The organism is Micromonospora sp. NPDC007230 (genome assembly GCF_042869115.1).
Lineage (GTDB): Bacteria > Actinomycetota > Actinomycetes > Mycobacteriales > Micromonosporaceae > Micromonospora.
The window spans coordinates 1-22,130 of the sequence record NZ_JBIAFE010000043.1; the positions used below are offsets into that span (position 1 = coordinate 1).

Below are 22,130 nucleotides of genomic sequence, written 5' to 3' on the forward strand. Positions count from 1 at the left end.
ATCGATGGCTCCACGCCTGTTTCCACTGCCGACCGAATCGCCGCCTTCGTCCGTGTCGCGCCGATCAACCCTTATGCGCTACTGAGATCACCTCAGTAGGTGCCTCGCCAAGTTGGTGTGGCTTCGTCTGTTATGCGTTTGGTGAGGTTGTCGATCGAGGCAATGTGGATCATGGCTTCGGAGCTGGCGGGCAGGGTCTCGCTCGGCCCTGACCACCCGGACACGCTGCATGCGCGCGCCAACCTCGCCTTTTCCTATCGAGAAGCCGGTAGGGTCGCGGAAGCGATCGCCATCGAGGAGGACGTCCTGGCCGAACGCGAACGCCTCCTCGGCCCTGACCATCCCGAGACCCTGACCATCCGGGGAAACCTCGCTGCCTCCTACCGACAGGCCGGACGCACCACAGACGCGATCACCCTAGCCGAGCGTGTCCTCGCCGATCGACAGCGCGCCCTCGGTGACGAACACCCAGACACGATGAGAGGCCGCGTCAACCTCGCCCAGTCCTACTGGGAGGCGGGACGAACCACCGAGGCGATCCCCCTGCTGGAACGGGCGGCCAACGACACCAAGCAGCTCCTCGGCCCGCACCATCCGAGTGCTGTGTCGGCCGTCACCACCTTGCGTCAATGGCGAGGCGGCGACTGACTGCTCGCAAGGGCCCGCAGAGCCAGGCGGTGGGGATGTCGGGCAACGCGCTGCGGTCAGTTTCCTCGCACGCAGAATTCGTTGCCGTCGGGGTCGGCCAGCACGACGCTGCCGTCCTCGCCGACCTCGAGCCGAGTGGCCCCGAGGGAGATCAGTCGGTCGACCTCCGCTTGCTGGTCGCCACCGGCCGGGGCGAGGTCAAAGCGCAGCCGGTTCCGCACCTCTTTCGGGGCCACGGGCGGGCCTCCCCACGCGATCTTTGTGCCGCCGTGCGGTGACTGGATCGCAGTCTCCTGATCCTGATCCCACACCAGCGGCCAGCCCAGCGCCTCGCTCCAGAAGAGGCCGACCTCCCGGGTGCCGTCGCAGGTGAGCTCCCCGAGCAAGCCGCACCCGGCGAGGAAGGCGTTGCCCGGCTCGATCACGCAGAACTCGTTGCCCTCGGGGTCGGCCAGGACGATGTGCTCCTCCTCGGGGAGCTGCCCGACGTCGAGGTGGGCGGCGCCGAGCCCCAGCGCCGTCGCCACCCTTTGCTGCTGATCGGCGTGGCTGGTGCTGGTCAGGTGAAGGTGTATGCGGTTCGGCACCACCTTCTCCGCACGGCTGGGCACGAACCGGAGGCTGAGCTGGGTGTCATCGCCGGGCAGGAGCGTGCCACCGGCGTCCTCGACGACCTCCCGGCCGAGCACGTCAGCCCAGAACTGCGCCAGGCGAGCCGCGTCGTGCGCATCGATGGTCACCGCAAGCAGTCGCGCGAGCATCGCCTCACCGTAGACACGGGCCAGCCAGACAACAAGGCGTTTTCGAGCCCGGCGGAAATCGCATCCGGTACGACGGTTGCCCATCCGCTGTCCTCTTGCGGCCAGCCAACGGGAGGAGAGACGCCGATTTGGAACCATTGCCAGCATCGGTAATCAGGAATGGAAATCGGCATTCCGAAATAGAACTGGATCCGCGAGCCCAGAGAGGGGAGCGACCATGATGGACCGGGCGACGCTGCTGGCTGAGCCGGAGCCCGACCTCGCAGCTCAGTCCCCTGACCCGCTGGCCGTCGGGCTCGCCAACGCCTCCCTGCTCGGCGCCGGCTACGTGATGCTGCGACGGTGGAGTCTCGCCCTCGGCACCGGACTCGTCACGGTCGTGCTCGTCACCATCCTCGCCTCGGCCGCGCCGTCGGTGTGGTTCGTGGTCGCCGCACTCCTGTGGTGGGCGGCGGTCATCGTGCACGGCTGGTATCTGGCGAACCGCAGCCCGCGGCCTGTCCGGCGGAGCCGGGTGCGACAGCAGCGGCTCGTCGCCCTCGGCGTCACGGTTCCGGTGCTGCTCGCCGTTGGGCTCCTTCGGTTCGACGCCGGGCGGATCGAGCGCGACACGGCCGAAGCCCGCCGCTCCGGGGACTGCCCCCAGGCACTCGCCGCGCTGAAGAGAATGTCGGGTGGCCATCACGTGGCCGCTCACCTGGCTGACCGTGGCGACGACACCGTCCAAGCGTGCGCGCTGTCGCGGCGAGCCGCTGCGGATCTTCATTACGGACTGACGGGCGACATCGAGGCCCTGGACGCCGGTTTCAGCAAACTCTCCACCATCCTCGCCGAACTGCCCGGCCACGAGAGAGTCGTCGAAAGAGTCCTGGACGGATTCCTCGCCGGGCTGCCCACCGGGGACGCCTGCCAGACCAAAGCGGTCACCGACTGGCTCGGCGGCCAGCAGCGAGTTGGCGACGGCGTGTTGAGCGGAGCCGTCGAGGTCGTCCCGCGGGTCGCCCCCGCGGCGATCGTCGGATGTGCCGACACTTTCCTGGCGCAGGCGCTGGTCGTAGCCGATCAGCAAGGTCAGCCCAACGACTGGCAGCAGGCACGAGAGCGATACGAGCAGCTGCTCGACCAGTATCCCGACCATGAGCTCGCCACCAAGGCCAGAGACAAAGTCAAGCAGGCCACCCTGGCGATCGAGCTGGCGAACGTACGTGACCTTCTTGACGACGGGTACGGCAGCTCGCTGCCCAGCTACTGCGACAAGCCCGCACCGTACAGCGGCGCCGCCCCCTATCGCCGCAACATGGTGAATCGAGCGCTCCTGTACGGGCCGGAGCTGGCCTCAGCGCACAACAGCTACAACTACCGGGGCAAGCTTCCGGCCAGCTGGCTCACCGGAGATGTCACCAAGGCCACCCTGGTGATCTGCGCCGGCGAGACTCAATTCGGCGCCCGGGTCAACACCTGCCCGTACGAGAACGACTTCCTCATCCAGGGCTACAGTTTCGTGACGTTCCGGAAGGTAATCATTCCCGTCCGCGTCTATGAATTGCGGACCGGGCGGCTCGTAAAGAGCATCAAGGTGCACCTCCGTGGCTCTAGCTGCCCCCGGGTCCTGAAATACCGAACGCTCTCCGGCCTAACGAATATCGGCCCACCGTCGGAGGTGTACGTCACCCCGTCAACCTCCCACGTACGCGCCGCCTTCGGGCCGCTTTTCAAGTGACCTCAAGCGACGACTAAGCAGCCCGGGCGGTACCTGCCCGTCCTGTGCATCGAGCTGGTGAGCCGGTGCCGCCGGGCCAGCGAGGAGGTGGAGAGCTCATGGTCGGTACGAGTTCGACGGCCGGCGGCAGACCTGCGGGCGGTTGGCGTTCTTCGGCGGCAGCCACTCTGGCGGCCGCCGTCCTGGCCGGCGTACTCGGACTCGCTCCGTCCGCCTGGGCCGCACCGCCCCCCGGCGCCTGCGGCCACGCTGACCCGGCCCAGCCGCCGGTGGCGGAGCTGCCGTGGGCCCAGCGGGTGCTCGATCCGGCCTCCGTCTGGCCGCACAGCACCGGCGCGGGGGTGCTCGTCGCTGTGGTCGATTCGGGAGTGGACTCGGACCACCCGCAGCTGCGGGCCCGGGGCGCGGTGCTCCGGGGGGCGGACTTCCACCTCGTCGGCGACCTGCCCGGCAACTTCGACTGTGTGTCCCATGGCACGGCGGTGGCCAGCATTGTCACGGCTGACCCGGTGGCCGGGATCGGCTTCGCCGGGCTCGCCCCGGACGCCCGCATCCTGCCAGTACGGGTGAGCGAGCGGGACCTCACCGACACCGGACGTGTCGAGACCATCGATCCCGCTCTGCTCGCCAACGCCATCCGGTACGCGGCCGGCCAGGGCGCCAAGGTCATCAACCTGTCGTTGGCCGGCGTCAGCGACAACCGGCAGGTCCGCGACGCGGTCGCCTACGCCCGGTCCCGGGACGCGCTGCTGGTCGCCGCCGCCGGCAATCAGCAGCAGGGCACGGCGGGGCGAAAGTCCTTCCCCGCCGCCTACGAGGGGGTGCTCGGGGTCGGTGCCGTCGACCAGTTCGGGATCAGATTGCCGAGTTCGCAGGTCGGGTCGCACGTCGACCTGGTCGCCCCGGGCGGTGGTGTGCTGGCGGCAACCCGGGCCGGCGGCCACCAGTACTGGCAGGGCACCAGCTTCGCGGCGCCGTTCGTCTCGGCGACCGCCGCTCTGGTCCGGTCGGCGTGGCCGAAGCTCACCGCCGACCAGGTGGCCGAACGGATCGTGGCCACCGCCACGCCGGCGCCCGGCGGTCCCGGATACGGCGCCGGTCTGGTGAACCCATACCGCGCGGTCACGGACGGGTTGGTGAGTGCGCCGCCCGACCCCTCCCCTTCGGTGACCCTGCCGCCGGTCGATCCGGCCCGGGTCCGCGCCGCCGCCTGGTGGGACGACACCGGCCAGCACGCCCGACTGGCGATGCTCCTGGCTTGCGGAGCGACCGGACTGGCTATGGTCGCGGCGCTGGTGGCCGGTCGGGGACGGCGGGCCCGCTGGCAGGCTCGGCGGGCCGCGCCCACGCCGACCGGGCCGGCCCCGGTCGAGCCACCGGAGCAGTTGTTCCTGCTGCCGCCGCCCTGAGCCGAACGCTGACCGGAGCGGCGGCGCCCACGCCACAGCGCCCTACGTGTGTCCAGTGCCGGCGTGCCGTGCGGGGCGGTGCGGCGGCGCCGAAACCCAAGGAAGCGGGAGCGGCCGGTCCGCCGCTCCCGCTTGTGCCGCTTCGGCTGCTGCTGGTGCCCCGATCAGACCTGGGGTCAGATCGAGGTGCTGCCCACCCGAGCGACCGCCGAGGCAAGTGCCTGCTGCAACTCGCTGTTGGCGGTCTGTACGCCGCCACGCAGCGCATCGAGCATGGCCTGCTGCGCGGCGGACACCTGCTGCCAGGCTCGGCTGATCTCCTCGAACTCGCCACCCGCGCGGTCCAGCCAATCCGCGGATGTGGCGCCGGAGGTGCTCTGCCAGGTGTCCATTTCCTGCTGCACCCGGGCGACCGTGGCGACGATCTGGTCGGCCAGGCCGTCGAGCTGACTGAAGTTCCCTCTGATCAGCATGCTGTCGATCCTTCCGTTGTCGCTCGTCAGGCCCGCAGGGCCCCGCCGAACGGGCTGTGCCCCGCCGCCGAGTTCAGGCTGGCGGCGCCGGCCTCGTCGGCGACCAGGTAGGTGTTGGAGGAGAACCGGGTGTTCTCGCCGAGACTGTTCAGCGCCGCCACCAGCCGGGTGATGCCCTGTTCCCACTGCTCATGTGCGGCATCGAAGGCGGGGCGGGCAGTGCCCTCCCACTGGCCCCGGAGGGCCTCCACCGTCGGTCGTAGCGTGGCCCGGTGCCCCTCGATGCTGCCCGACACGGTGCCGGCCATCGCGGCTGCCCGCTCGAGGGTCTCGGTTACTCCGTGTAGTTGGTCTCCCGCCGCCATGGGCTCGCTCCTTCCCATCGTCCGCGCGTGCACACCGCGGTCGTTGTCCGGTCGTCCCCACGGCTGCTGGGGACGATTCAGACGGTAGTTCCGGGCCGGCCACGGTCGGCACCGCTCGTCACCTTCCTGCCAGCAGCCCCGAGGCGGCGGCCGACATGGGTGAGGATCGGCCGTCGAGGAAACCGCACGGAAGGGCCCCTTCTCGTCGCTTTCGGTATCGGAAGGGTCCCTCCTGACAGCCGGTCCGGTGGCCACGTCCGACCATCCCGACGGCAAGCGAGGAGGAATGGTGGCGACAGTGGTGGTAAGGCGGCCCGCACGCCGGCCCGCCCCGGAGATGCCGTCCGGGGAGCTGCTTCTGGAGGCGCCTCCGGAGATACCCGCGCCGACCGGTCGGCAGTGGACGCAGGCACTCAGCATGCTGCCCATGTTCGTGATCATGGCGGCGATGCTGCTGATGTTCTCGGGCAGCACCACCGGGACAATGCGGATGGTGGTGTTCGGCCTGTTCGGAGTGGCGATGGTGGCCATGGTGCTGGTCGCTGTCGTTCGCGGCAGCGGGCCGAGCCGGCAGGAGATGGGGTACGCCCGCCGGCTCTACCTGCGCCGGCTGGCGCAGCACCGGCTCCGGCTGCTTCGTACCGTCGATCGGCAGCGAGAGGCGCTGCGGTACCTGCACCCCGCCCCGGAGCAGCTGTGGTCCCTGGCCGGTAGTTACCGGCTGTGGGAACGGCGGATCGACGACGCCGACTTCGCGGTGACCCGGATCGGTGTCGGACCGCAGGGCCTGGCGACCACCCTGGTCGCCCCGGACACCAAGCCGCTGGAGCAACTCGAACCGCTCTCCGCGCTCGCGCTGCGCCGATTCCTGAAAACGTACAGCGAAGTTCCCGACCTGCCGCTGGCGGTGGCGCTGACCGGATTCAGTCGGCTACACGTACGCGGGGAGCGTGCCACCGCCGTTGGGCTGGTCCGGGCGATGATCGCTCAGTTGGTCACCCTGCACGCCCCGGACGACGTACGCATCGCGGTCTGCGCCGGTCCCGCCGAGCTGACGGACTGGGACTGGGTCAAGTGGCTGCCGCACGCCCTGCACCCGGAGCAGACCGACGCGGTCGGCCCGGTGCGGTTGGTCGCCCCGACCCTGGTCGGGGTGGAGGCCATGCTGGAGGACCTGCTTGCGGCCCGCCCCCGGTTTGACCCGGACAGCCGGCGTACGAGTGGTTCGCAGTTGGTGGTCGTGCTGGACGGCGGAGACCCGACCGGGTCGGATCACCTGATGACCGGGGGTGGCGTCGAGGGCGTGGTCATCATCGATATCGGCGTGCCGCCGGTGGTGCCGGGTTCGATCGTCGGTGCGGGTGCGTCGGTGGGCTGGCCGGGTCCGGGTGCCTCGGCGGCTCCGGTCGCCGCCGGCTCCAGGGCCGACGTCCGGCAACCGCGGATACTCGACCGGGCCACCCTGGTCTTCGAGGTCGCCGGCGACGGCGCACTCCTGGCCAGCACCTTGGATGGCCGGACCGAACTCGGCCGGGCCGATGCCCTCGACGCCGTGCGGGCCGAGGCGCTGGCCCGGCAGCTCGCCCCGCTACGGCTGACCGGCGGCGCTCGCGGCGAGCCGGCACTCAGCCACGACCTCGGCCTGGCTGACCTCTTGGAACTCGGCGACCCCTACTCCTTCGGCCCGGCCCGGACCTGGCAGCGCCGGCCGAACCGCGACCGTTTGCGGGTGATGTTCGGTCTCCAGCCGGACGGAACGCCGGTCGAGATCGACTTGAAGGAGTCGGCGCAGGACGGGATGGGGCCGCACGGCTTGATCATCGGGGCGACCGGGTCCGGCAAGAGTGAGTTGCTGCGCACCCTGGTGCTGGCGCTCGCGGTCACCCATCCGCCGAACTCGCTGAACTTCGCGCTGATCGACTTCAAAGGGGGCGCGACCTTCGCCCGGCTGGACGCGCTGCCGCACACCAGCGCAGTCATCACCAACCTCGCCGACGAGTTGCCGCTGGTGGAACGGATGACCGACGCGCTCAACGGCGAGCTGATCCGCCGTCAGGAACTCCTGCGGGCGGCCGGCAACTTCTCCTCGATGCGGGACTATGAGCGGGCCAGAGCGGCCGGCGCGCCGCTGCCCGAGGTGCCGACCCTGCTGGTCATCTGTGACGAGTTCAGCGAACTGCTCTCCGCCAAGCCGGACTTCATCGAAACCTTCGTCCAGATCGGACGCGTCGGCCGGGCATTGGGCGTACACCTGTTGCTGGCGAGCCAGCGGCTGGAGGAGGGACGGTTACGCGGCCTGGACGGACACCTGTCGTACCGGATTGGCCTGCGTACCTTCTCGGCGGTGGAGAGCCGCATCGTACTCGGGGTGAGCGACGCCTTTGAGCTGCCGCGTGCCCCCGGGCACGGTTTCCTCAAATTCGGTACCGAGCCGCTGATCCGGTTCCGCGCCGCGTACGTCTCCGGGGCGCATCGCCGGCCGGGCACCGTGGCGGAGCCGGTGGGCCAGGACGCGGTGGAGCTGCTGGAGTACACCACCGGCTATCTCCCGCCGGCCCAGGCCGACCCCGGCGGGTCAGGGTCGGTCGGTCCAACCGGGTCGCCACCCACCGGTCCGGGCGCTGTGGCCGGGGGCGGCGCCGGCGAGGCAGGCGACGACGACGAGGCCGACGACGGCAACACCGAGAGTCTGCTGGACATCCTGGTGGACCGCCTGGCCGGGCGGGGCACGCCGGCCCACCAGGTCTGGTTGCCGCCGCTGGCGGAGCCACCCACCCTGGACGGTCTGCTCGGCCCGCTCGGCACGGACCCGGTACGCGGGCTGTCCAGCACCCGTGACGAGCTCGCCGGACGGCTCCGCGCGGTCGCCGGGATCGTGGACCGGCCGTTCGAGCAGCGCCGCGATCCGCTGACGTTTGACCTGTCCGCCGCCGCCGGGCACATGGTGGTGATCGGCGGGCCACGCAGCGGCAAGAGCACGGCGCTGCGAACCGTGATCGCCAGCCTCGCCCTGACCCACACTCCGCGCGAGGTGCAGTTCTACTGCCTGGACTTCGGCGCCGGGTCGCTCGGGGCGCTGCGTGGCCTACCGCATGTCGGCGGGGTGGCCGGGCGGCAGAACGCCGGGGCGGTTCGGCGTACGGTCGCCCAGGTGCTCGGCGTGTTGACCGAGCGGGAGCGGCGGTTCGCCGAGCACGAGATCGACGGGATCGCGGCCTACCGAGCGGCCCGGGCCCGGGGCGAGTTCGCCGATGACCTGTACGGTGACGTGTTCCTGGTGGTGGACGGCTGGCAGACGCTGCGCAAGGATTTCGCCGACGTCGAGGAACAGCTCTCCGACCTGGCCGTACGCGGACTCGCGCACGGCGTGCACGTGCTGGCCGCCTGCGCCCGGTGGTTCGACCTGCGGCCCGCCGTCCGGGACCTCTTCGGCAGCCGGGCGGAGCTGCGCCTCGGTGACCCGATCGACACCACGGTGGACCGGATGGCCGCACTCGCCGTCCCCGAGGGCACGCCAGGACGTGGCATCACCACCTCGAAGCACCAGATGCTGCTGGCGTTGCCGCGGATCGACGGTGGGTCCGTGGGCGACGGGCTTCCGGACGCGACCGCTGCCCTGGTGCAGGCCGTCGCGGCGGCGTGGCCGGGCGAGCCGGCCCCCCGGGTACGGCTGCTGCCGGCGACCGTCGCCTACGCGGATCTTCCGCCCGGCGACGAGACCGCTGCTCGCGGTGGCGGATCGGGCAACGGCGGGCCACGACTCAGCATCGGCATCGCCGAGCAGGATCTGGCCCCGGTGCGGTTGGATTTCGACGCCGATCCACACGTCCTGCTCCTCGGCGACGCACAGTCCGGCAAGACCGCCTTCCTGCGCCTGCTGGCCCGGCGGATCGTGGACAACTGTTCGCCGAGCCAGGCGCGGATCATACTGGTCGACCACCGGCGCAGCATGGTCGGCGACATCACCACCGAACACCTGCTCGGGCACGGCACCGATCCGATCAGCACGCGCCGACTGATCGCCGAGGCGGCCCGGGGAATGGCGGAACGGGTGCCCGGTCCCGTCGTCACCCCCGAGCAGCTCCGCAGCCGCAGCTGGTGGCGCGGTCCCGAGTTGTTCGTGCTGGTCGACGACTACGACCTGGTGACGAGCCCGATGGACAACCCGCTCCAACCGCTGCTCGACTATCTGCCGCAGGGTCGGGACCTTGGGCTGCACGTCGTGCTCACTCGACGTACCGGTGGTGCCGGGCGGGGCCTGTTCGAGCCGTTCCTCGCTCGGCTGCGGGACCTCGGGTCGCCCGGGTTGCTGCTGTCCGGAGATCCGGGCGAGGGCCCGCTGCTCGGCGGGCTCAAACCGGAGCCGCTGCCGGCCGGGCGTGGCCGGCTGATCCACCGGGGTCAGCCGCCCCGGTTGCTCCAACTGGCCTGGCTGCCACCAGCCGAATAGCCCCGCCCGACCGGGTCGGTCATCATGGCCGGTTGCTGTCGCGCGGCAGCCGCACCCGTTCCCGCCGTGGTTGGCTCGGTAGACAGACGACCTCGCTGATGGGAGGGGAGACATGGCGGCCGTTTCGGAGCTCATCCACGGCAACACCAGTTTTCTCCAGCAGTTTGCCGGCCGACTCGATCCGACCCCGGTCGTCGCGGTCCGGACCGCGGCTGCCGAGGTGGCGAGCAGCGCCCAGGACTGCGGCGATCCGCTGCCGGGCTGCCAGCGCTACAACGCAGCGGTACGCGACGCGACCAACCAGATCATCGCGTTCTGCACCGAGGTCGAGCAGGGAATAGCGGCGTACGCGGCGGTCGCCCGCGGTAGCGCCGCCGACTACGTGGGCGGCGACGAAGCGGGGCGCAATGCGATCCAGGGTGCGCTGGCCGCGCAGCCAGCATTCCCCGAGACGCCCCAACCAGGACAGTGATAGGAGGTGACCGGATGGACATCGGTCAGTTGATCTTTGAAATGAACAGGCTCCACGGCCAAGCCGAGGCGCAGCGCCAGCATTCCGACCACCTGTCGCAGAGTCCACGCGGCTGGGCGGCGATCCAGGCCGGCCTGGTGGCCGCCGGCGAACTCCTGCGGCGCAGCGCCAGCGAGATCGGGCCCGAGTGGCAGGACGAGGCCGGCGACCAGTACGCGCAGCGGCTGCACCGCAGCGCGGCGGTGGTGCAGGCCTGGCAGCAGACGCTGGCCTCGGCGAACCTCGGCCAGGCACTGACGGACCTGGCCGAGGCGGTCACCACCACCGCCGACGAGGTCAGCAAGCTCAAGCAGGAGTTCGACGAGCTGGTCGGCCAACTCGCCAACATCGCTAACGGCCCGGAGGCCGTGGCGGAGGTGAACCGAATCCTGGCGCAGCTGCGCATAAAGGTGGAGCAGGCCAGACAGAGGCTGCAGGTGCTCGACCAGGCGTTCGCGGACACCGCGCAGCAGGTCACCAGGGCGTTGAACGGTACACCGTGGGACGGCCCGCAGGCGGGCGGCACCACGGCCGCCGCAGCGGCCGAAGCCACGGGCGCCGCCGGCGCCCAAGCGACCGGCGCGCCCGGGGGTGCGGGTGCCGCCGCTGGCGCGGGTGGTGGCGCCGGTGCGAGCGGCGGCCCTGGTGCGGGTGCTGGCGCGGCCGGCACGGATGGCAACCCGGGTCTGGCCGGCGTCGCCGCACCAGCCCCGGCCGGCCTGGCGCCGGGCACCATGCCCACCGTCCCGACGATCCCACCGGTGGCGACACCGACGACGTCAGCTCTGCCGCCGATTGTTCCGCCGATCGGTGTCCGCGGCTACAGGTCCGGGCGGCTCGGCGGCGGGATTCCGGCCATCGCCGGAGGCCCCGGCGCCGCCATTCCTCGGGCAGGTCGGCCGGTCAGCGGCGTTTCGCCACTCGCCGCCGCACCGGCGTCGCCCCCACCCGCCCCGCCGGCGACCGGCACCAACGGCAAACCCGGCACGGGGGCGGGTCGGCTGGTGCCACCGATGATGATGCCGCCGACGGGCGGCGGGGCGGCCGGCACTGCCCCCAAACCCGGTACGCCGGACAACCGGGACGGTCGCCACCGCACCCGACCGCTGCGTGCGGTGCCGGGGGTGCCGCCCCGGCTGCGCGGCCGAGCCGGACAACTCGCCGGCACCCCGGCGTTCCTCGCCGGCAGGTCGGCTACCCGGCGCGGCGGCGAACCGGAGAACACCCCGGAGCAACCGCTCGACGAGGAGCTGTGGCAGGTGGAAACCCCGCCGGCTCCGATCGTCGACCGGCGACAGCCGCACTGATCCGTCCGCAATCGGCCACCTGTCTCGTAGGGAGGAATTCGTGGGCTCGACCACCGGCATAGCTGACGCCACCGGAATCGACCGGCGGCGACTGCATCAGGACCTGCTCACCGTCCAGCAACGGCTCGCCGAGGTTCGGGCGACCGCCGAGTCCCACGACGGGCTGATCAGCGCGACGGTCGGCGGCCGCGGGGAGCTGCTCGAACTCGCGCTGGATCCACGCATCTACCGGGACCCGGACTCGCGGGCACTGGCCCGGGAAATCACCGACACGATCCATCGGGCGCGGAAACTGGCCGCGGACCAGGCCTTTGCCCTCACCCGGCGGGTGCTCGCGCCCGGGGCGGACCGCGCCGAGACCGACCTGGGCTTCGACCCTCTCCTGCAGCACCTTGACCGCGAAACTCGGAGAGGAGGCTGGTGATGTCCCCAGCCGGCCCGGGTGGCTTCCTGGAAATGCAGACCGCCATGGTCGGACCGCAGCTGCGGGTGCTGGCGGAGACCGGAACCACGCTGGCAGGCGACTGGCGCGGTGCCGAAGGAGCCGCTACCGCCGCGGAAGGCGGGATCGGCGCCGACGTGCTGGGCCAGGCGTTTCGGGCCGTCTACCTGCCGGACAGCCAGGCCGTACGGCAGAACGCCTCGGCCATTCCCCCGCTCTTCCAGGCGCTCACCGATGTCGGAATGCGCTGCCTGCAGGACTACCAGGCGGCCGACCAGCGGTCGGCCGCCGCCTTCCCCCCGCCACGGTGAACAGGAGCTGGCACAGTGATCGCACAGCCCTCGGAGGCGTATGGCCTGTGGCCCCGGGTCCGGGCCCTTTCAGGGTGGCCGGACACGAACGAGGTCCAGCTGGGCGACCTGGCCACCGCCTGGCAGCAATCGGGCGGTGCGTTCCGCGCCGCCGCCGGCACCAGCATCAGTGGTCTGCAGTCGGCCTGGCCGGACACCGCTGGCACGGACTTCCGTCTCCGGACGGACGAGCTTCGCCGGATCACGGAGCAGACCGCCGAACTCATGCACCAGCTCTCCACGAAAGCGGAGCAGTTCGGGACCATCGTGCGGACGGTCAAGGAGGACATCCGGCGGCTCGTCGAGGAAAACCTTGAGGCGTTCGGCCGGACGTGGCAGCTGCTGGACGGTGTCCGGGAGGCGGCCCAGGAAGAGTTCGTCCGGCAGCTCGCGACCGCCGTGCAACAGGTGATTGATGCCGGCGTCGAGGCCACCGGGAAGCTTGGCAGCGCAACCGCCGCCGCCATCGAACAGCTCAACAAGATCGTTAATGACACGGCCGACAACATCAAAAATGACCTGCGGGACAAGTGGTTCATGACCGCCGGCGATGCCGTGAACAGCGCCGCCAGCACCGTCGCCGCACACCGCTTCAGCCAAAATCCAGCGCACCTGCCCGACGAAATCGCGGAGCGGCTCGCCGCGGGACGGCTGGCCATGCGAGTCGGTGGCGGCGTCGCCGGCTTGGGAGTCATCTACGACGCTACCGTGGGCGGCAAGTCGTGGGAGCAGGCCTTTGTCTCAAACGGGGCGAGTTTCCTGGCTTCTACCGCGACCGGCGCGCTGATCGGCTCGATGATCCCGGTGCCGGTGCTGGGTACGGCGCTGGGCGCGGCGGGCGGCCTCGTCGTCGGCCTCCTCACCTCCGGCACGATCGACTCGCTGTACGCCAACGGCGGCGACCTTGGCAAAACCATCTCCGACGGCGCGGACGCCGTCGTCGAGTTCGGCGGGGCGGTCGGCGAGGCCTGGGATACCGCCTTCTGACGGAGCCCCGGCGGCCGTCTTCCCTGGTGTCGGCCGCCCAGCCGGTTCCCCTGGTGCCGGCCGCCCAACCCGACCAGGTGATCCGATGGAGGGACATGATGACTTCAGCAGGCATATCGACCGGTACGCCGATCCCCGCTGACTTTCCACCCGCGCTCTACCTGCCCTGTGCCGAGCACGTGACGGATCCGGCAGCGGCGCAGATCGCCATGCGGGAGACGAGGGACGGCCGGGTGGCGCTGCTCGCGTACTCGGCGCTGGACCGGCTGCACCACTGCTGCGGACGGGAACAGCCGTGGATCCTCATGCCGACCACGGCACTCGACGAGTTGCAACGCGCCCAGCCGTTCCAGCTGCTCATGCTCGACGTGGTGATCCCCGAGGAGTACCGGCACCCACGCGGCTTGTGAACCACGTAGGAAACCGGGCTCAGCGGTTGTCGCCGCTGCCACCCAGCACGCCACGGCCCTGACGGCTGGGCAGCTTGGCCAGGTTGGCCGCCGCGACGTCGTCCAACGACAGATCGAGGTAGTCGGCGAGCACCGCCACGTACCAGAGCACGTCACCGAGTTCCTTGGCGATGTCGGCCCGGTCGATCCGCGACTCGTCGCTGTCGAGGTCTCGGACCCACTTCTTGAACTTCTCGGCGATCTCCCCCGACTCACCGACCAGCCCGAGCACCAGATGGAGCAGCTCGTTCCTCTTGTCACTTGGAGCGGCAGTACGGAGGGCGCCGCGCTGATACTCGTCCAGGTCCATGGCGGACCAGTATGGCGAACGCTCCCACCCGACCCAACTCACACCGCCCGGGCCGCCGTCGGGTTCAGGCCGCTCCCCTTCGGCAGCCGGGCGACCAGCCCGGCGGGAAGCCGCACCGGAGTGACCTGGTCGTAGCCGAGGATCCCCAGCACCTCCCGACCGCCGAGCGGGTGCACCCAGCCCTGATCGGTGACGAGCATCAGGGTGCCGGCAGGCGCCTGGGCGCTCGGCAGCACCTCCACCAGGGCCGCTCGCCCCGGCGGCACGTACACCCGGTCGGCCAGCGGCAGCCCCTCGGCGGTCCGCCCCCCGGTCGCGATCATCGCGTCGTCGGCGGGCAGCGCCGCGTCGATCCGCAGCCGGGGGACGCCGGCACTTCCGTCGTACGTCGCACAGACCGCCACCGGGCCGCGGCCGGCACCGGCGAAGTCCGGCCGCCGGGCCGGCGCCCTGCCCGGCCCGGGCGTCGGCAACGGTTCCTGACGGGCCGCCGTCGCGGCGGCCAGCCCGAGCGGTACGCCCACCGGCTCGGCGCCGCCGTACGCCTGCACCGTTTCCCGATACGCCAACTGAATGTCGTACTGGAGTTCCGAGATCATCCGTAGCCGGTCGGACTCGACGAGATAGTGCTGCACCCCGCCGCCGGAGGTCCGCGTCACCAGAAGTTGCCCGATTCGCAGCTCCTTGCGGCCTGGGACCGCAGTCGAGGGTTTGCCGGCGTTCGGCACCGGAATCGGCGCGATGGCCTCGCCGGCGGGAAGGATGTCCACCACCGCAAGCCCGACCCGGGCACGCGGCTCGACGCGCAGTGCCAAGCCGACGGTCACGATGTCCGGCTGCCGAATCCGGTGCCGGTATCCGCGCCAGATCAGGTACTGGTCACCGGTCTCCGGCACCTCGACCAGCAGGGCGGCGTCGCCGAGCGGGCGCCCGCCGGTCGGCTCTGTCCCCACCAGCAACGCCGAGGCGTCGACCGTGGCCCCGGTTGAGTTCGTGGCGGGGCGTGAGCACAGGGTCCAGCCGCCGACCAGGACGCCGTCCGGCCTGGGCAGCGCGTCGGGCGCGTCCGGAATGCCGATCCGGGGCCCGCGCGGCACACCGACCAGCGACTCCCGGGAGACCACCTTGGTCGGCGCGTTCCGCCCTAGCGCCAGCAGCGCCGAGGCGTAGTTGAGTACCGGGTGCAGCTTGCCGTTCAGGTAGACGTAGCGGGTGCCGGTCTCCCGCACCACGATGACGGCGTCGCCGCCCTGCCAGGCCCGGTTGCCGCCGGGCACGATGACGCCGTAGATGCCGACCGCGGCGAGCACGAGCACGGCGAGGGCGACGCTGCCGAAGGCCGCGCCGATCGGCCGGCGAAAGGGCGGCTGCTCGGGATCCGTCTCCCGGGTCACCAGCGCGGACAGCACCCGCTGGCCCAGGAATTGATGTGCCTGCAACTGATCGCGCTTCGTCGCCATCTCACATGTCCCGTCCGGTCGCCTCGGCGGCCCTGCCCGTGGTCGTCGGTCCAGCCGTCCAGATCGCAGTCGTCATTTCACCCGCCGAGGCCGCGGACCAGGCCGTACAGCCGCAGCACCGCGCAGAGTACGGGCACACAGGCCAGCACCAGCAGCAACTCGGCCAGTTCCGCGTACCGGCCGAGGAAGGCGTTCGGTGCCCGTCGGCTGAAGACCAGACCGGTGACCAGGGCGAGCGCTCCGGCGACACCCAGTGCCGGCAGCACGATCCAGGCCAGCCGGGTCGGGTCCGACATCAGCGGACCGGCCGCCAGTGCGGTGGCCCCGGACAGGCCGGCGAGAAGGAGCGGCAGCCGGTGCCGGAGCGCCGGATACAGCCGGGCTCGTACGCCGAACCCGAGGGTGAGCACCACCAGAAGAATCGTCACCGCGGTGCCGGCCCGGGTCGCCAGCAGCGCCTGGGCGAGCCCGGCCGCCATGCCGGCACCGCCCAGCAGGCCGGTGAGCAAGCCGTCGGCGCGCAAGACGGCCGCGTACACGGCGTGTCGGGGCGGCTGGGGATCGTCGCGGACCAGATCGGCGGCGGTGCGCGGCAGCACCGGCATCGGCACCCGACCGAGCCGGGTCGCCAGCGGCCCGAACAGCGGTGAGAAGAGCAGCATCAGGCTCGCCAGCACGGCCGCCGCGCCGGTGGTGTCCACCACGGCGGTGCTCACCGCCCAGGCCGCCGTACCGACCAGCAGCGCTGCGGTGGCGGCGCCGACGAACAGGGCCGCCCGGTCCACCACCCCGAGATGGCCGACCACGGCGACAAGGAGCAGCAGCGCACAGCCGCTGAGCAGTTGCGGGGCGCCAAACGCGGACAGCGGGAGCCGACCGCCGAGCAGCAGCGCACCGCCGACGAACGCGTGCGGCATGGCCAGCCCGGCGAGCACCGCCCCGGCCCGGGCGTCGCCGAACGCGCGGGCCAGCGCCGCGCCGGTGACCAGCAGCACCGCCGAGACGGTGAGCCCCGCCGCAGCCGGGCCGGGCCACGGTGGCCCGGCCCGGAGCACCGCGAGCAGCGCGATCAGCATCGCCACCGTCGCACCGACCAGCCCGGCCAGCCGGGTGTGCCGGGGACCCCAGAGCCGGCCCGACCGGCCCGCGCCCCGGGCGATCGCGTCGACCACGTCGTCGTACTCCAACTCCGGCCATGGCTCGCGGCGCGCGACCAGGTGCAGCACCTCGCCGTCCCGTACCCGGTTCGCGGCGAGCGTCCGGCCCTCGTCGACGGGTGCGCCGTCCGGGCGGCGCAGCACCCAGCCGCCGTCCGGCACCCCGTCGTCGGCAAGGTCCTCCCCGGCGTGCCGGAGCAGCGCGGGCAGGATCTCGGCGACCGGCGAGCGCTCGGGCAGCGCCAGGTCGATCCGTCGTCGTGGCGCCGCGATTGTCACCCGTATCAGACCAGTGGTCGTCATCCGGCCAGTCCCGTCTCCTCCTCGCCGGCACCGCGGCAGCAAGCTGCCGCCGGGTCCCGCCGAACCGTTCCGGTTCTTACGATGGGCATCCGGCCGGGCGGATGGAACGGGCGCGGCAGGTAGCGGACACGTCGGCGAAGGGAGTCCCCATGGCGGGCCGCGCGGAGCCGGAAGATCACGAGCTGGTCCCGCTGGCCCACGGGCCGGTGGCCACCGTGCTCGCGGGCATCTCCGAGACGGGCGGGGCGTACGCGCTGAAGGTCTTTCCCGGCCGATTCGACCGGCGCACCCGGGCGAAGCTGCGGGACGAGCTGGGCCGGTTGGCGGCGCTCCGGGCAGCGGCCCCGATCCTGGTCGCCGAGCGGGTTCAGGACCTCGACGACGGGCGGTCAGCCCTGCGGATGGAGCTGTGCAGCCAGTCGCTGCCGGAGCTGGTCGGCTCGTTCGGCCCGCTCTCCGTGGCGGACGCTCTGGCGTTGGGCAGCGCGCTCGCGGCAGCACTGGCGGTCGGTCACCGGGTCGGCCTCGTACACGGTGGGGTCTCGCCGGGGAACGTACTGTTCCGGCCTTCCGGCGAACCGCTGCTGTCCGACTTCGGCCTCACGTTGCGCCGGGCGTTTCCTCGGGACCCGGGGCCTGGCCTGGACTTCCTGCCCCCGGAGACCGTACGGGACGGCTCCGTCGACGAGCGATCCGATCTCTACGGCCTCGGCGCGATTCTCCACCTCGCCCTGTCCGGCCGGTCGCCGTACCATGGACCGCCCGGTGAGCAGCAGGGCGAACGGCTGTTGCGGGTGCTTGGCACACCGGTCCCACCGCTCGGTCGCGCCGATCTGCCACCCCGATTGGCGGAGTTGGTGTCCGAACTGCTCGTCAAGGACCCGGACGGTCGCCCCGGCGACGCCCTGGCGGTGGCCGAGCGGTTGGCCGAACTGCACCGGGCGACCGCGTCGGCCGGCGACCAACCATCCACCCCGCAGACCGCGTCAGCAGCATCCCCGGCGGCCGAGGCCACCGTGACGGCAGAGACGGGGCGGCCGAACGCGGTGCCGGGACCGCCGGGCGGGCCGCTGTTCGACGACTTCGCGCCGCCCGACGGGGTCGACACTGCGCCCACGTCTCCCGGCGATCTGCCGCCACCGCGCCCGGCCGGCGAACCGATCCTGGTCTTCGGCTCGCCGGAACCCCGTGGCTGGACCGGTCGGAAGCCATCGCTGATGGTCGCCGCGGGCGGCCTGTCGCTGGTCGCCGTCGCGGCCGTGCTGCTCATGCTGAACCGGCCTGGCGAACTCGCCGTGCCTCCGGCACCGCCGCCGGTCATGGCGACCAGCGCCTCGCCCACCCCGGCCCGGGTCGTGCAACTGGAGTTGACCGACCCGGTCGATCGCGGCAACGTGGTCGAGCTCTCCTGGCGCAGCACGGAGCCGCTGGACTTCGCCGTGGTCGTGGCGGAGGAGGGAGAGCGGGCCAAGGTGCTGCTCGCGAAGCGAGCTACCACCTACCGGGTCCCGGTTGACCCGGTCCGCAAGTACTGCTTCCTGATCCAGGGCAGCGACGGCCTACAGGTGTACGAGAGCCAGCCCAAGCCGATTCGTGGGGCCCGCTGCGTGCAGTGAGCCGGGGGCGTCAACGTGGCGGCAGCAGCGTGCGCGGGTCGAGCATGGCCCGCACGCGTGCCCACCTGCCCCGGCGCGCCAGGCCGCGCCGTACCGACCGCACCGCGGCCCAGGCCTGGTGGGCTTCCGCTGGTCCGGGCACCACCCCGGACCAGAGTGCCCGGTCCACGATCGCGCCCAGCCGACGCAGTTCCGCCACAGTGGCCTCGTCGGCCACCCGGGCCGCCGCGCTGGAGAGTTCACCAACGGTCATCCCGGCCGTCACCCTGAGCCCGTGCCCGCGCAGCCGGTCCCGGGCTTCCGCCCAGGCGCCCACCACCCCCGCCGATCCCGGGCGGCGCCGCCGCCAGGTCCGAAACACCCGCGCCGCCGGGACGCCGAACAGCCATCCCACCAGCAGCAGCAACGCGGGTGCGCCAAGCCAGCCGAGCGGCCTCAGCGCACCGGCGTCGTCGCTGCTGGTCACCGGTCCGGGGCGCGGTGCGATCGGCGGATCGCGAAGCTCGTCCGCCGCGGGGAGCTGGGCCCGGGCCTGCGCCGTGAGCCCGGCCAGCCCGGCACTGGGTCCGCCCGGCGCGGCCGTGGCGCTTCCGCTCGGATCCAGCGGCACCCAGCCGATCCCCGTCACCGCCACCTCCGGCCAGGCCAGAATGTCGCCGTTGCGGACCGTGTAGCCACCGTCCGGATCCCGAGCAGCGGGAGCCCGGAAGCCGACCGCCAGCCGGGCCGGAATGCCCCGGATCCGAGCCAGTGCGACGTACGCGGCGGCGAACTGCTCACTGGTGCCCTGCTTGCCGCGCAGCAGGAAGTCCGCCAGCTGTGGCCAGGCGTGTCCGGTCGGCAGGTCCGCCCCGGTCGCCAGCCGGTAGTTCTCCCCGAGGTAGCGCTCCAGCAGCAGGGCGGCCTGGAAGGACGGCCGGCCACCGCCGACGGCCTGTTCGGCGAGTTCGGCCACCCCGGGCGGGACCGCACCGACCTCGCCGAGCCCGCCGGGTGCCGCGGGGTCGATCGCGGCCGAGCTGAGCGTCGCGGCGTCGACCTGCGGCTGCCACCAGGTCAGCGTGTACCGGGCGGGGCCGGCCGATTCCGGCAGCAACAGCGTGCCGTGGCGCTCCTCGACCAGCGGCTCGACGCCACCTACCCGGGCCGGCCAGGTCTGGCTCGGTAGCCACGGGGCGTCAACGCCGGCCAGCCCGGCTGTCTCGAGCACGGCGGTACGGGCTCGCACCGGCACCGTCACCGCCGGGCCCGGCTGGAGTTCGGTGCCCATCCGGCGGTACCGGGCGCCAGCAGTCCAGTTGACCCCGTCGAAGCTGTCCAGCACCACCAGCGGCCAGCGGTCCACCCCGGTCAGCTCGTCCGCTCCGGTCAGCCCGTCCGCGCCCTCGACGCGGAACACGGGGGTGCCGGGGTGGCTGAGCCGGTGGGCGATCTCGTCCAGCGGACTGGCCACCAGGGTCTGCGGCAGTGGCGCCGGTTGGTCGCGCCGCAGCGAGTATCGCGGCGCGCCGGCCGGCAGCAACGCACCCGCGATGACCGCACCCAGGGCGGCCAGAGCCACCGGTACGGCGACCCGGGACAGCGCCGACGCCGGGCGGAACCTCTCCCGCCCTGCCGGCCCGACGTCACCGGCAGGTGCGCGGGTAGCCGCCAACAACGCCCCGGCGACGGTGGCGTAACCGAGCGCCGCCGCGGCACCGGTGCCGGGTGGTAGCGCGGCGTAGCACTGGCTGAGCAGGGCAACGGCGAAGCTCGGCGCGAGCGACAGCAGCGGGCTGCCCAGCCGGTGCAGCAGTTCGATGCCGAGCGTCCCAGCGAGTACCACCAGCAACGGGACGAAGAGCAGCAGGGCCGGATCGGGCCGGGCGGGCCAGGTCGACTGCAGGGCGAGCTGCCAGGACTCGGTGGTCCCGGCGGCCAGCGCGCGCAGCGTACGTCCGGTGGGCACCCCGGCCGCGGTGGTCGACCAGAGCGTTGTCTCGGCGACGGCCAGCAGGCCGACGGCGGGGAGCAGCAACGGACACCAGGGCAGCAGGGCCGGCCAACGATTGGTCGCCAGCGCCGTGAGCAGTATCGCCGCCGCCGGTACGCCGATCGGCGCCATCAGTGCGGCCCCACCGAACACCGGTGCGAAGAGCAGGCCGGCGACGGCCGCCGCGAGCACCAGGCACCCGGTCGGAACGACGCGGAGCGGCGGGATCCGCCCCGGCGCCCCGGGCTGGTATCGAGCTTGCCGATCCGGGCGGGTCGAAGGTTCGCTTCGCGTGTTCACCGGACGACCTCGTTCCATCGGCGTACCGCCTCGGCGGCATCGGCCGCGGCGAGCACCCGGGCTCCTGGCACCGGTGCCGATGGGGCCTGGTCGAGCCCGGTCAACGCGATCAGGAAGATGCGCGGGTACCGGTCTCGCAGTCGGGCCAGCGAGCCGAGCCCGGCCCCGGCCGTGACCACCACCAGGGCGCCACCGCCCGTCCGGCCCCTACTGAGGGTTGCCGGCGACAGGGCGGAGTCGCCGGCTCCGTCCTGCTGGAGTTCGCAGAGCTCGTCCAGCAGGCGGCGTACTCCCGATGCCCCGCTGGGGGTGGCCAGGTCGAGGCCGGACGAGGTGACCAGTCGAGTGTGGTGTCCGGCGCGGGCGGCGGCGCCGAGCAGCGAGGCCGCCAGGTCCACCGCCTCCTCGAAACCGGCCTCGGTCAGCGGGCCGGAACGATCGTCGAGCAGCAGGGTGAGCCGGGGCTGGGTCGGATCGGCCAGGTCCCGCACCATCAGCCGACCCGTCCGGGCAGTCGCCTTCCAGTGCAGGTGCCGCACCTCGTCGCCGGGGAGGTACTCACGGACGTCCTTGAGGTCCACCGATCCCCGCAGCGCGTCGTCGGTGCGGTCACCCTCGTGGTGGTGGCGCCGATGTCCTCCGGCGAACGGCCGGGCCGGCAGTTGTCGGGGGTGCACCCACAGCGTCGCCGTATCCCCGACCGGCGATACCGAGTGGGCCAACCCGAAGGGGTCGGCCCGGTGGAGTTTCAGCGGTCCCACGGTGAGCCGGCCCCGTTTGTCGGTCGGCAGCTCGTAGTGGTAGACCGCCTCGCCGCCGGGTGGTAGCGGCCGGACCTGGACTCTCCTGGTGGCGCCGCCGGCGGAGTCGGTCGCCACGAAACCGAAGCGTCGGCGGTCGCTCGGATTCGCCACCCACAGGCTCGCCACCGCCGGTCGGCCCCGCTCGATCCGGTCGGGGTAGACCGAGCGGCGTACCGTCACCGCCCGGCGGGGCGCCGTGAGCAGCACGGCGGCGGTTACGGCACCGAGCAGGATCCCGCCCAGCGCCCGCAGGAACGGGTAGCCACCCCACAGGCCGAAGGCCAGCGACAGCATCCCGAGCGCGAGCACGATATGGCCGCGTGCGGTCAGGCGCACG

At 72.2% G+C, this 22,130-nt stretch carries 19 protein-coding genes and 1 pseudogene; 11 read left to right on the plus strand and 9 right to left on the minus strand.

What is annotated here, in order from left to right; translation table 11 throughout:
- Nucleotides 1–92: 92 nt before the first annotated feature.
- Nucleotides 93–200, minus strand: a pseudogene (locus ACFYML_RS34625) (IS5/IS1182 family transposase); the annotation flags it as partial.
- Here ACFYML_RS34625 and ACFYML_RS34630 point away from each other — a divergent pair.
- Complete coding sequence (locus ACFYML_RS34630; protein WP_387424653.1) at nt 172–648, plus strand: tetratricopeptide repeat protein; 477 nt, start codon at nt 172–174, stop codon at nt 646–648. The pseudogene ACFYML_RS34625 and the gene ACFYML_RS34630 overlap by 29 nt on opposite strands.
- A 56-nt stretch (nt 649–704) precedes the next feature.
- On the opposite strand, the gene ACFYML_RS34635 is transcribed toward ACFYML_RS34630, so the two are convergent.
- Nucleotides 705–1,409: a VOC family protein gene (locus ACFYML_RS34635; protein WP_387424687.1), complete on the minus strand. Its 705-nt coding sequence runs from the start codon at nt 1,407–1,409 to the stop codon at nt 705–707.
- Between the two features lie 76 nt (nt 1,410–1,485).
- Between ACFYML_RS34635 and ACFYML_RS34640 the strand changes: the two genes are divergently transcribed.
- Both ACFYML_RS34640 and mycP read left to right on the plus strand, forming a co-directional pair.
- Nucleotides 1,486–3,129: a tol-pal system YbgF family protein gene (locus ACFYML_RS34640; RefSeq protein WP_387424654.1), complete on the plus strand. Its 1,644-nt coding sequence runs from the start codon at nt 1,486–1,488 to the stop codon at nt 3,127–3,129.
- A 98-nt stretch (nt 3,130–3,227) separates the two neighbouring features.
- The gene (gene mycP, locus ACFYML_RS34645) at nt 3,228–4,538 is read left to right on the plus strand and encodes a type VII secretion-associated serine protease mycosin (RefSeq protein ID WP_387424655.1); all 1,311 of its coding nucleotides are present in this window, start codon (nt 3,228–3,230) and stop codon (nt 4,536–4,538) included.
- Nucleotides 4,539–4,714: 176 nt separating this feature from the next.
- Here mycP and ACFYML_RS34650 read toward each other — a convergent pair whose 3' ends face one another.
- Together ACFYML_RS34650 and ACFYML_RS34655 are read right to left on the minus strand one after the other, a co-directional pair.
- Entirely contained in the window at nt 4,715–5,011 is a 297-nt protein-coding gene (locus ACFYML_RS34650) for a hypothetical protein (RefSeq protein WP_387424656.1), read from the minus strand.
- A 26-nt stretch (nt 5,012–5,037) separates the two neighbouring features.
- Nucleotides 5,038–5,376 carry a WXG100 family type VII secretion target gene (locus ACFYML_RS34655; protein WP_387424657.1) on the minus strand — a complete coding sequence of 113 codons (339 nt, stop codon included), beginning with the start codon at nt 5,374–5,376 and terminating at the stop codon, nt 5,038–5,040.
- Nucleotides 5,377–5,803: 427 nt separating this feature from the next.
- Here ACFYML_RS34655 and eccCa point away from each other — a divergent pair, with 427 nt between their 5' ends.
- The 7 genes from eccCa to ACFYML_RS34690 all read left to right on the plus strand — a co-directional run bounded on the left by eccCa (nt 5,804) and on the right by ACFYML_RS34690 (nt 13,833).
- Nucleotides 5,804–9,826, plus strand: coding sequence for a type VII secretion protein EccCa (eccCa, locus tag ACFYML_RS34660; protein WP_387424658.1), 4,023 nt, complete (start codon nt 5,804–5,806; stop codon nt 9,824–9,826).
- A gap of 112 nt (nt 9,827–9,938) precedes the next feature.
- Nucleotides 9,939–10,298, plus strand: coding sequence for a hypothetical protein (locus tag ACFYML_RS34665; RefSeq protein ID WP_387424659.1), 360 nt, complete (start codon nt 9,939–9,941; stop codon nt 10,296–10,298).
- Between the two features lie 14 nt (nt 10,299–10,312).
- Nucleotides 10,313–11,644 carry a hypothetical protein gene (locus tag ACFYML_RS34670; RefSeq protein WP_387424660.1) on the plus strand — a complete coding sequence of 444 codons (1,332 nt, stop codon included), beginning with the start codon at nt 10,313–10,315 and terminating at the stop codon, nt 11,642–11,644.
- Nucleotides 11,645–11,684: 40 nt separating this feature from the next.
- Complete coding sequence (locus tag ACFYML_RS34675; protein ID WP_387424661.1) at nt 11,685–12,068, plus strand: YbaB/EbfC family nucleoid-associated protein; 384 nt, start codon at nt 11,685–11,687, stop codon at nt 12,066–12,068.
- Entirely contained in the window at nt 12,068–12,397 is a 330-nt protein-coding gene (locus tag ACFYML_RS34680) for a hypothetical protein (protein WP_387424662.1), read from the plus strand. The genes ACFYML_RS34675 and ACFYML_RS34680 overlap by 1 nt, the downstream gene beginning before the upstream one ends.
- A 15-nt stretch (nt 12,398–12,412) precedes the next feature.
- A complete protein-coding gene (locus ACFYML_RS34685) occupies nt 12,413–13,423 on the plus strand; it encodes a hypothetical protein (RefSeq protein ID WP_387424663.1) in 1,011 nt (336 codons plus the stop codon).
- Nucleotides 13,424–13,521: 98 nt separating this feature from the next.
- On the plus strand, nt 13,522–13,833 hold the full coding sequence (locus tag ACFYML_RS34690) for an SAV_915 family protein (RefSeq protein WP_387424664.1): 312 nt from the start codon (nt 13,522–13,524) through the stop codon (nt 13,831–13,833).
- 19 nt (nt 13,834–13,852) lie between these two features.
- Here the strand turns inward: ACFYML_RS34690 and ACFYML_RS34695 are convergent, their stop codons facing one another.
- The 3 genes from ACFYML_RS34695 to eccD form a co-directional block, all read right to left on the minus strand.
- Nucleotides 13,853–14,182 (minus strand): nucleoside triphosphate pyrophosphohydrolase family protein, encoded by a 330-nt coding sequence (locus tag ACFYML_RS34695; protein WP_387424665.1) that lies wholly within the window; start codon nt 14,180–14,182, stop codon nt 13,853–13,855.
- A gap of 38 nt (nt 14,183–14,220) precedes the next feature.
- Nucleotides 14,221–15,642, minus strand: a complete 1,422-nt coding sequence (gene eccB / locus ACFYML_RS34700; protein WP_387424666.1) for a type VII secretion protein EccB — start codon at nt 15,640–15,642, stop codon at nt 14,221–14,223.
- 77 nt (nt 15,643–15,719) lie between these two features.
- On the minus strand, nt 15,720–17,102 hold the full coding sequence (eccD, locus tag ACFYML_RS34705) for a type VII secretion integral membrane protein EccD (RefSeq protein ID WP_387424667.1): 1,383 nt from the start codon (nt 17,100–17,102) through the stop codon (nt 15,720–15,722).
- A gap of 149 nt (nt 17,103–17,251) precedes the next feature.
- Here eccD and ACFYML_RS34710 point away from each other — a divergent pair, with 149 nt between their 5' ends.
- Nucleotides 17,252–18,718, plus strand: coding sequence for a serine/threonine protein kinase (locus ACFYML_RS34710; RefSeq protein ID WP_387424668.1), 1,467 nt, complete (start codon nt 17,252–17,254; stop codon nt 18,716–18,718).
- Between the two features lie 10 nt (nt 18,719–18,728).
- Here the strand turns inward: ACFYML_RS34710 and ACFYML_RS34715 are convergent, their stop codons facing one another.
- Both ACFYML_RS34715 and ACFYML_RS34720 read right to left on the minus strand, forming a co-directional pair.
- The gene (locus tag ACFYML_RS34715) at nt 18,729–20,882 is read right to left on the minus strand and encodes a DUF3488 and transglutaminase-like domain-containing protein (RefSeq protein ID WP_387424669.1); all 2,154 of its coding nucleotides are present in this window, start codon (nt 20,880–20,882) and stop codon (nt 18,729–18,731) included.
- A 104-nt stretch (nt 20,883–20,986) separates the two neighbouring features.
- Nucleotides 20,987–22,129, minus strand: coding sequence for a DUF58 domain-containing protein (locus ACFYML_RS34720; protein ID WP_387424670.1), 1,143 nt, complete (start codon nt 22,127–22,129; stop codon nt 20,987–20,989).
- Nucleotide 22,130 lies beyond the last annotated feature (1 nt).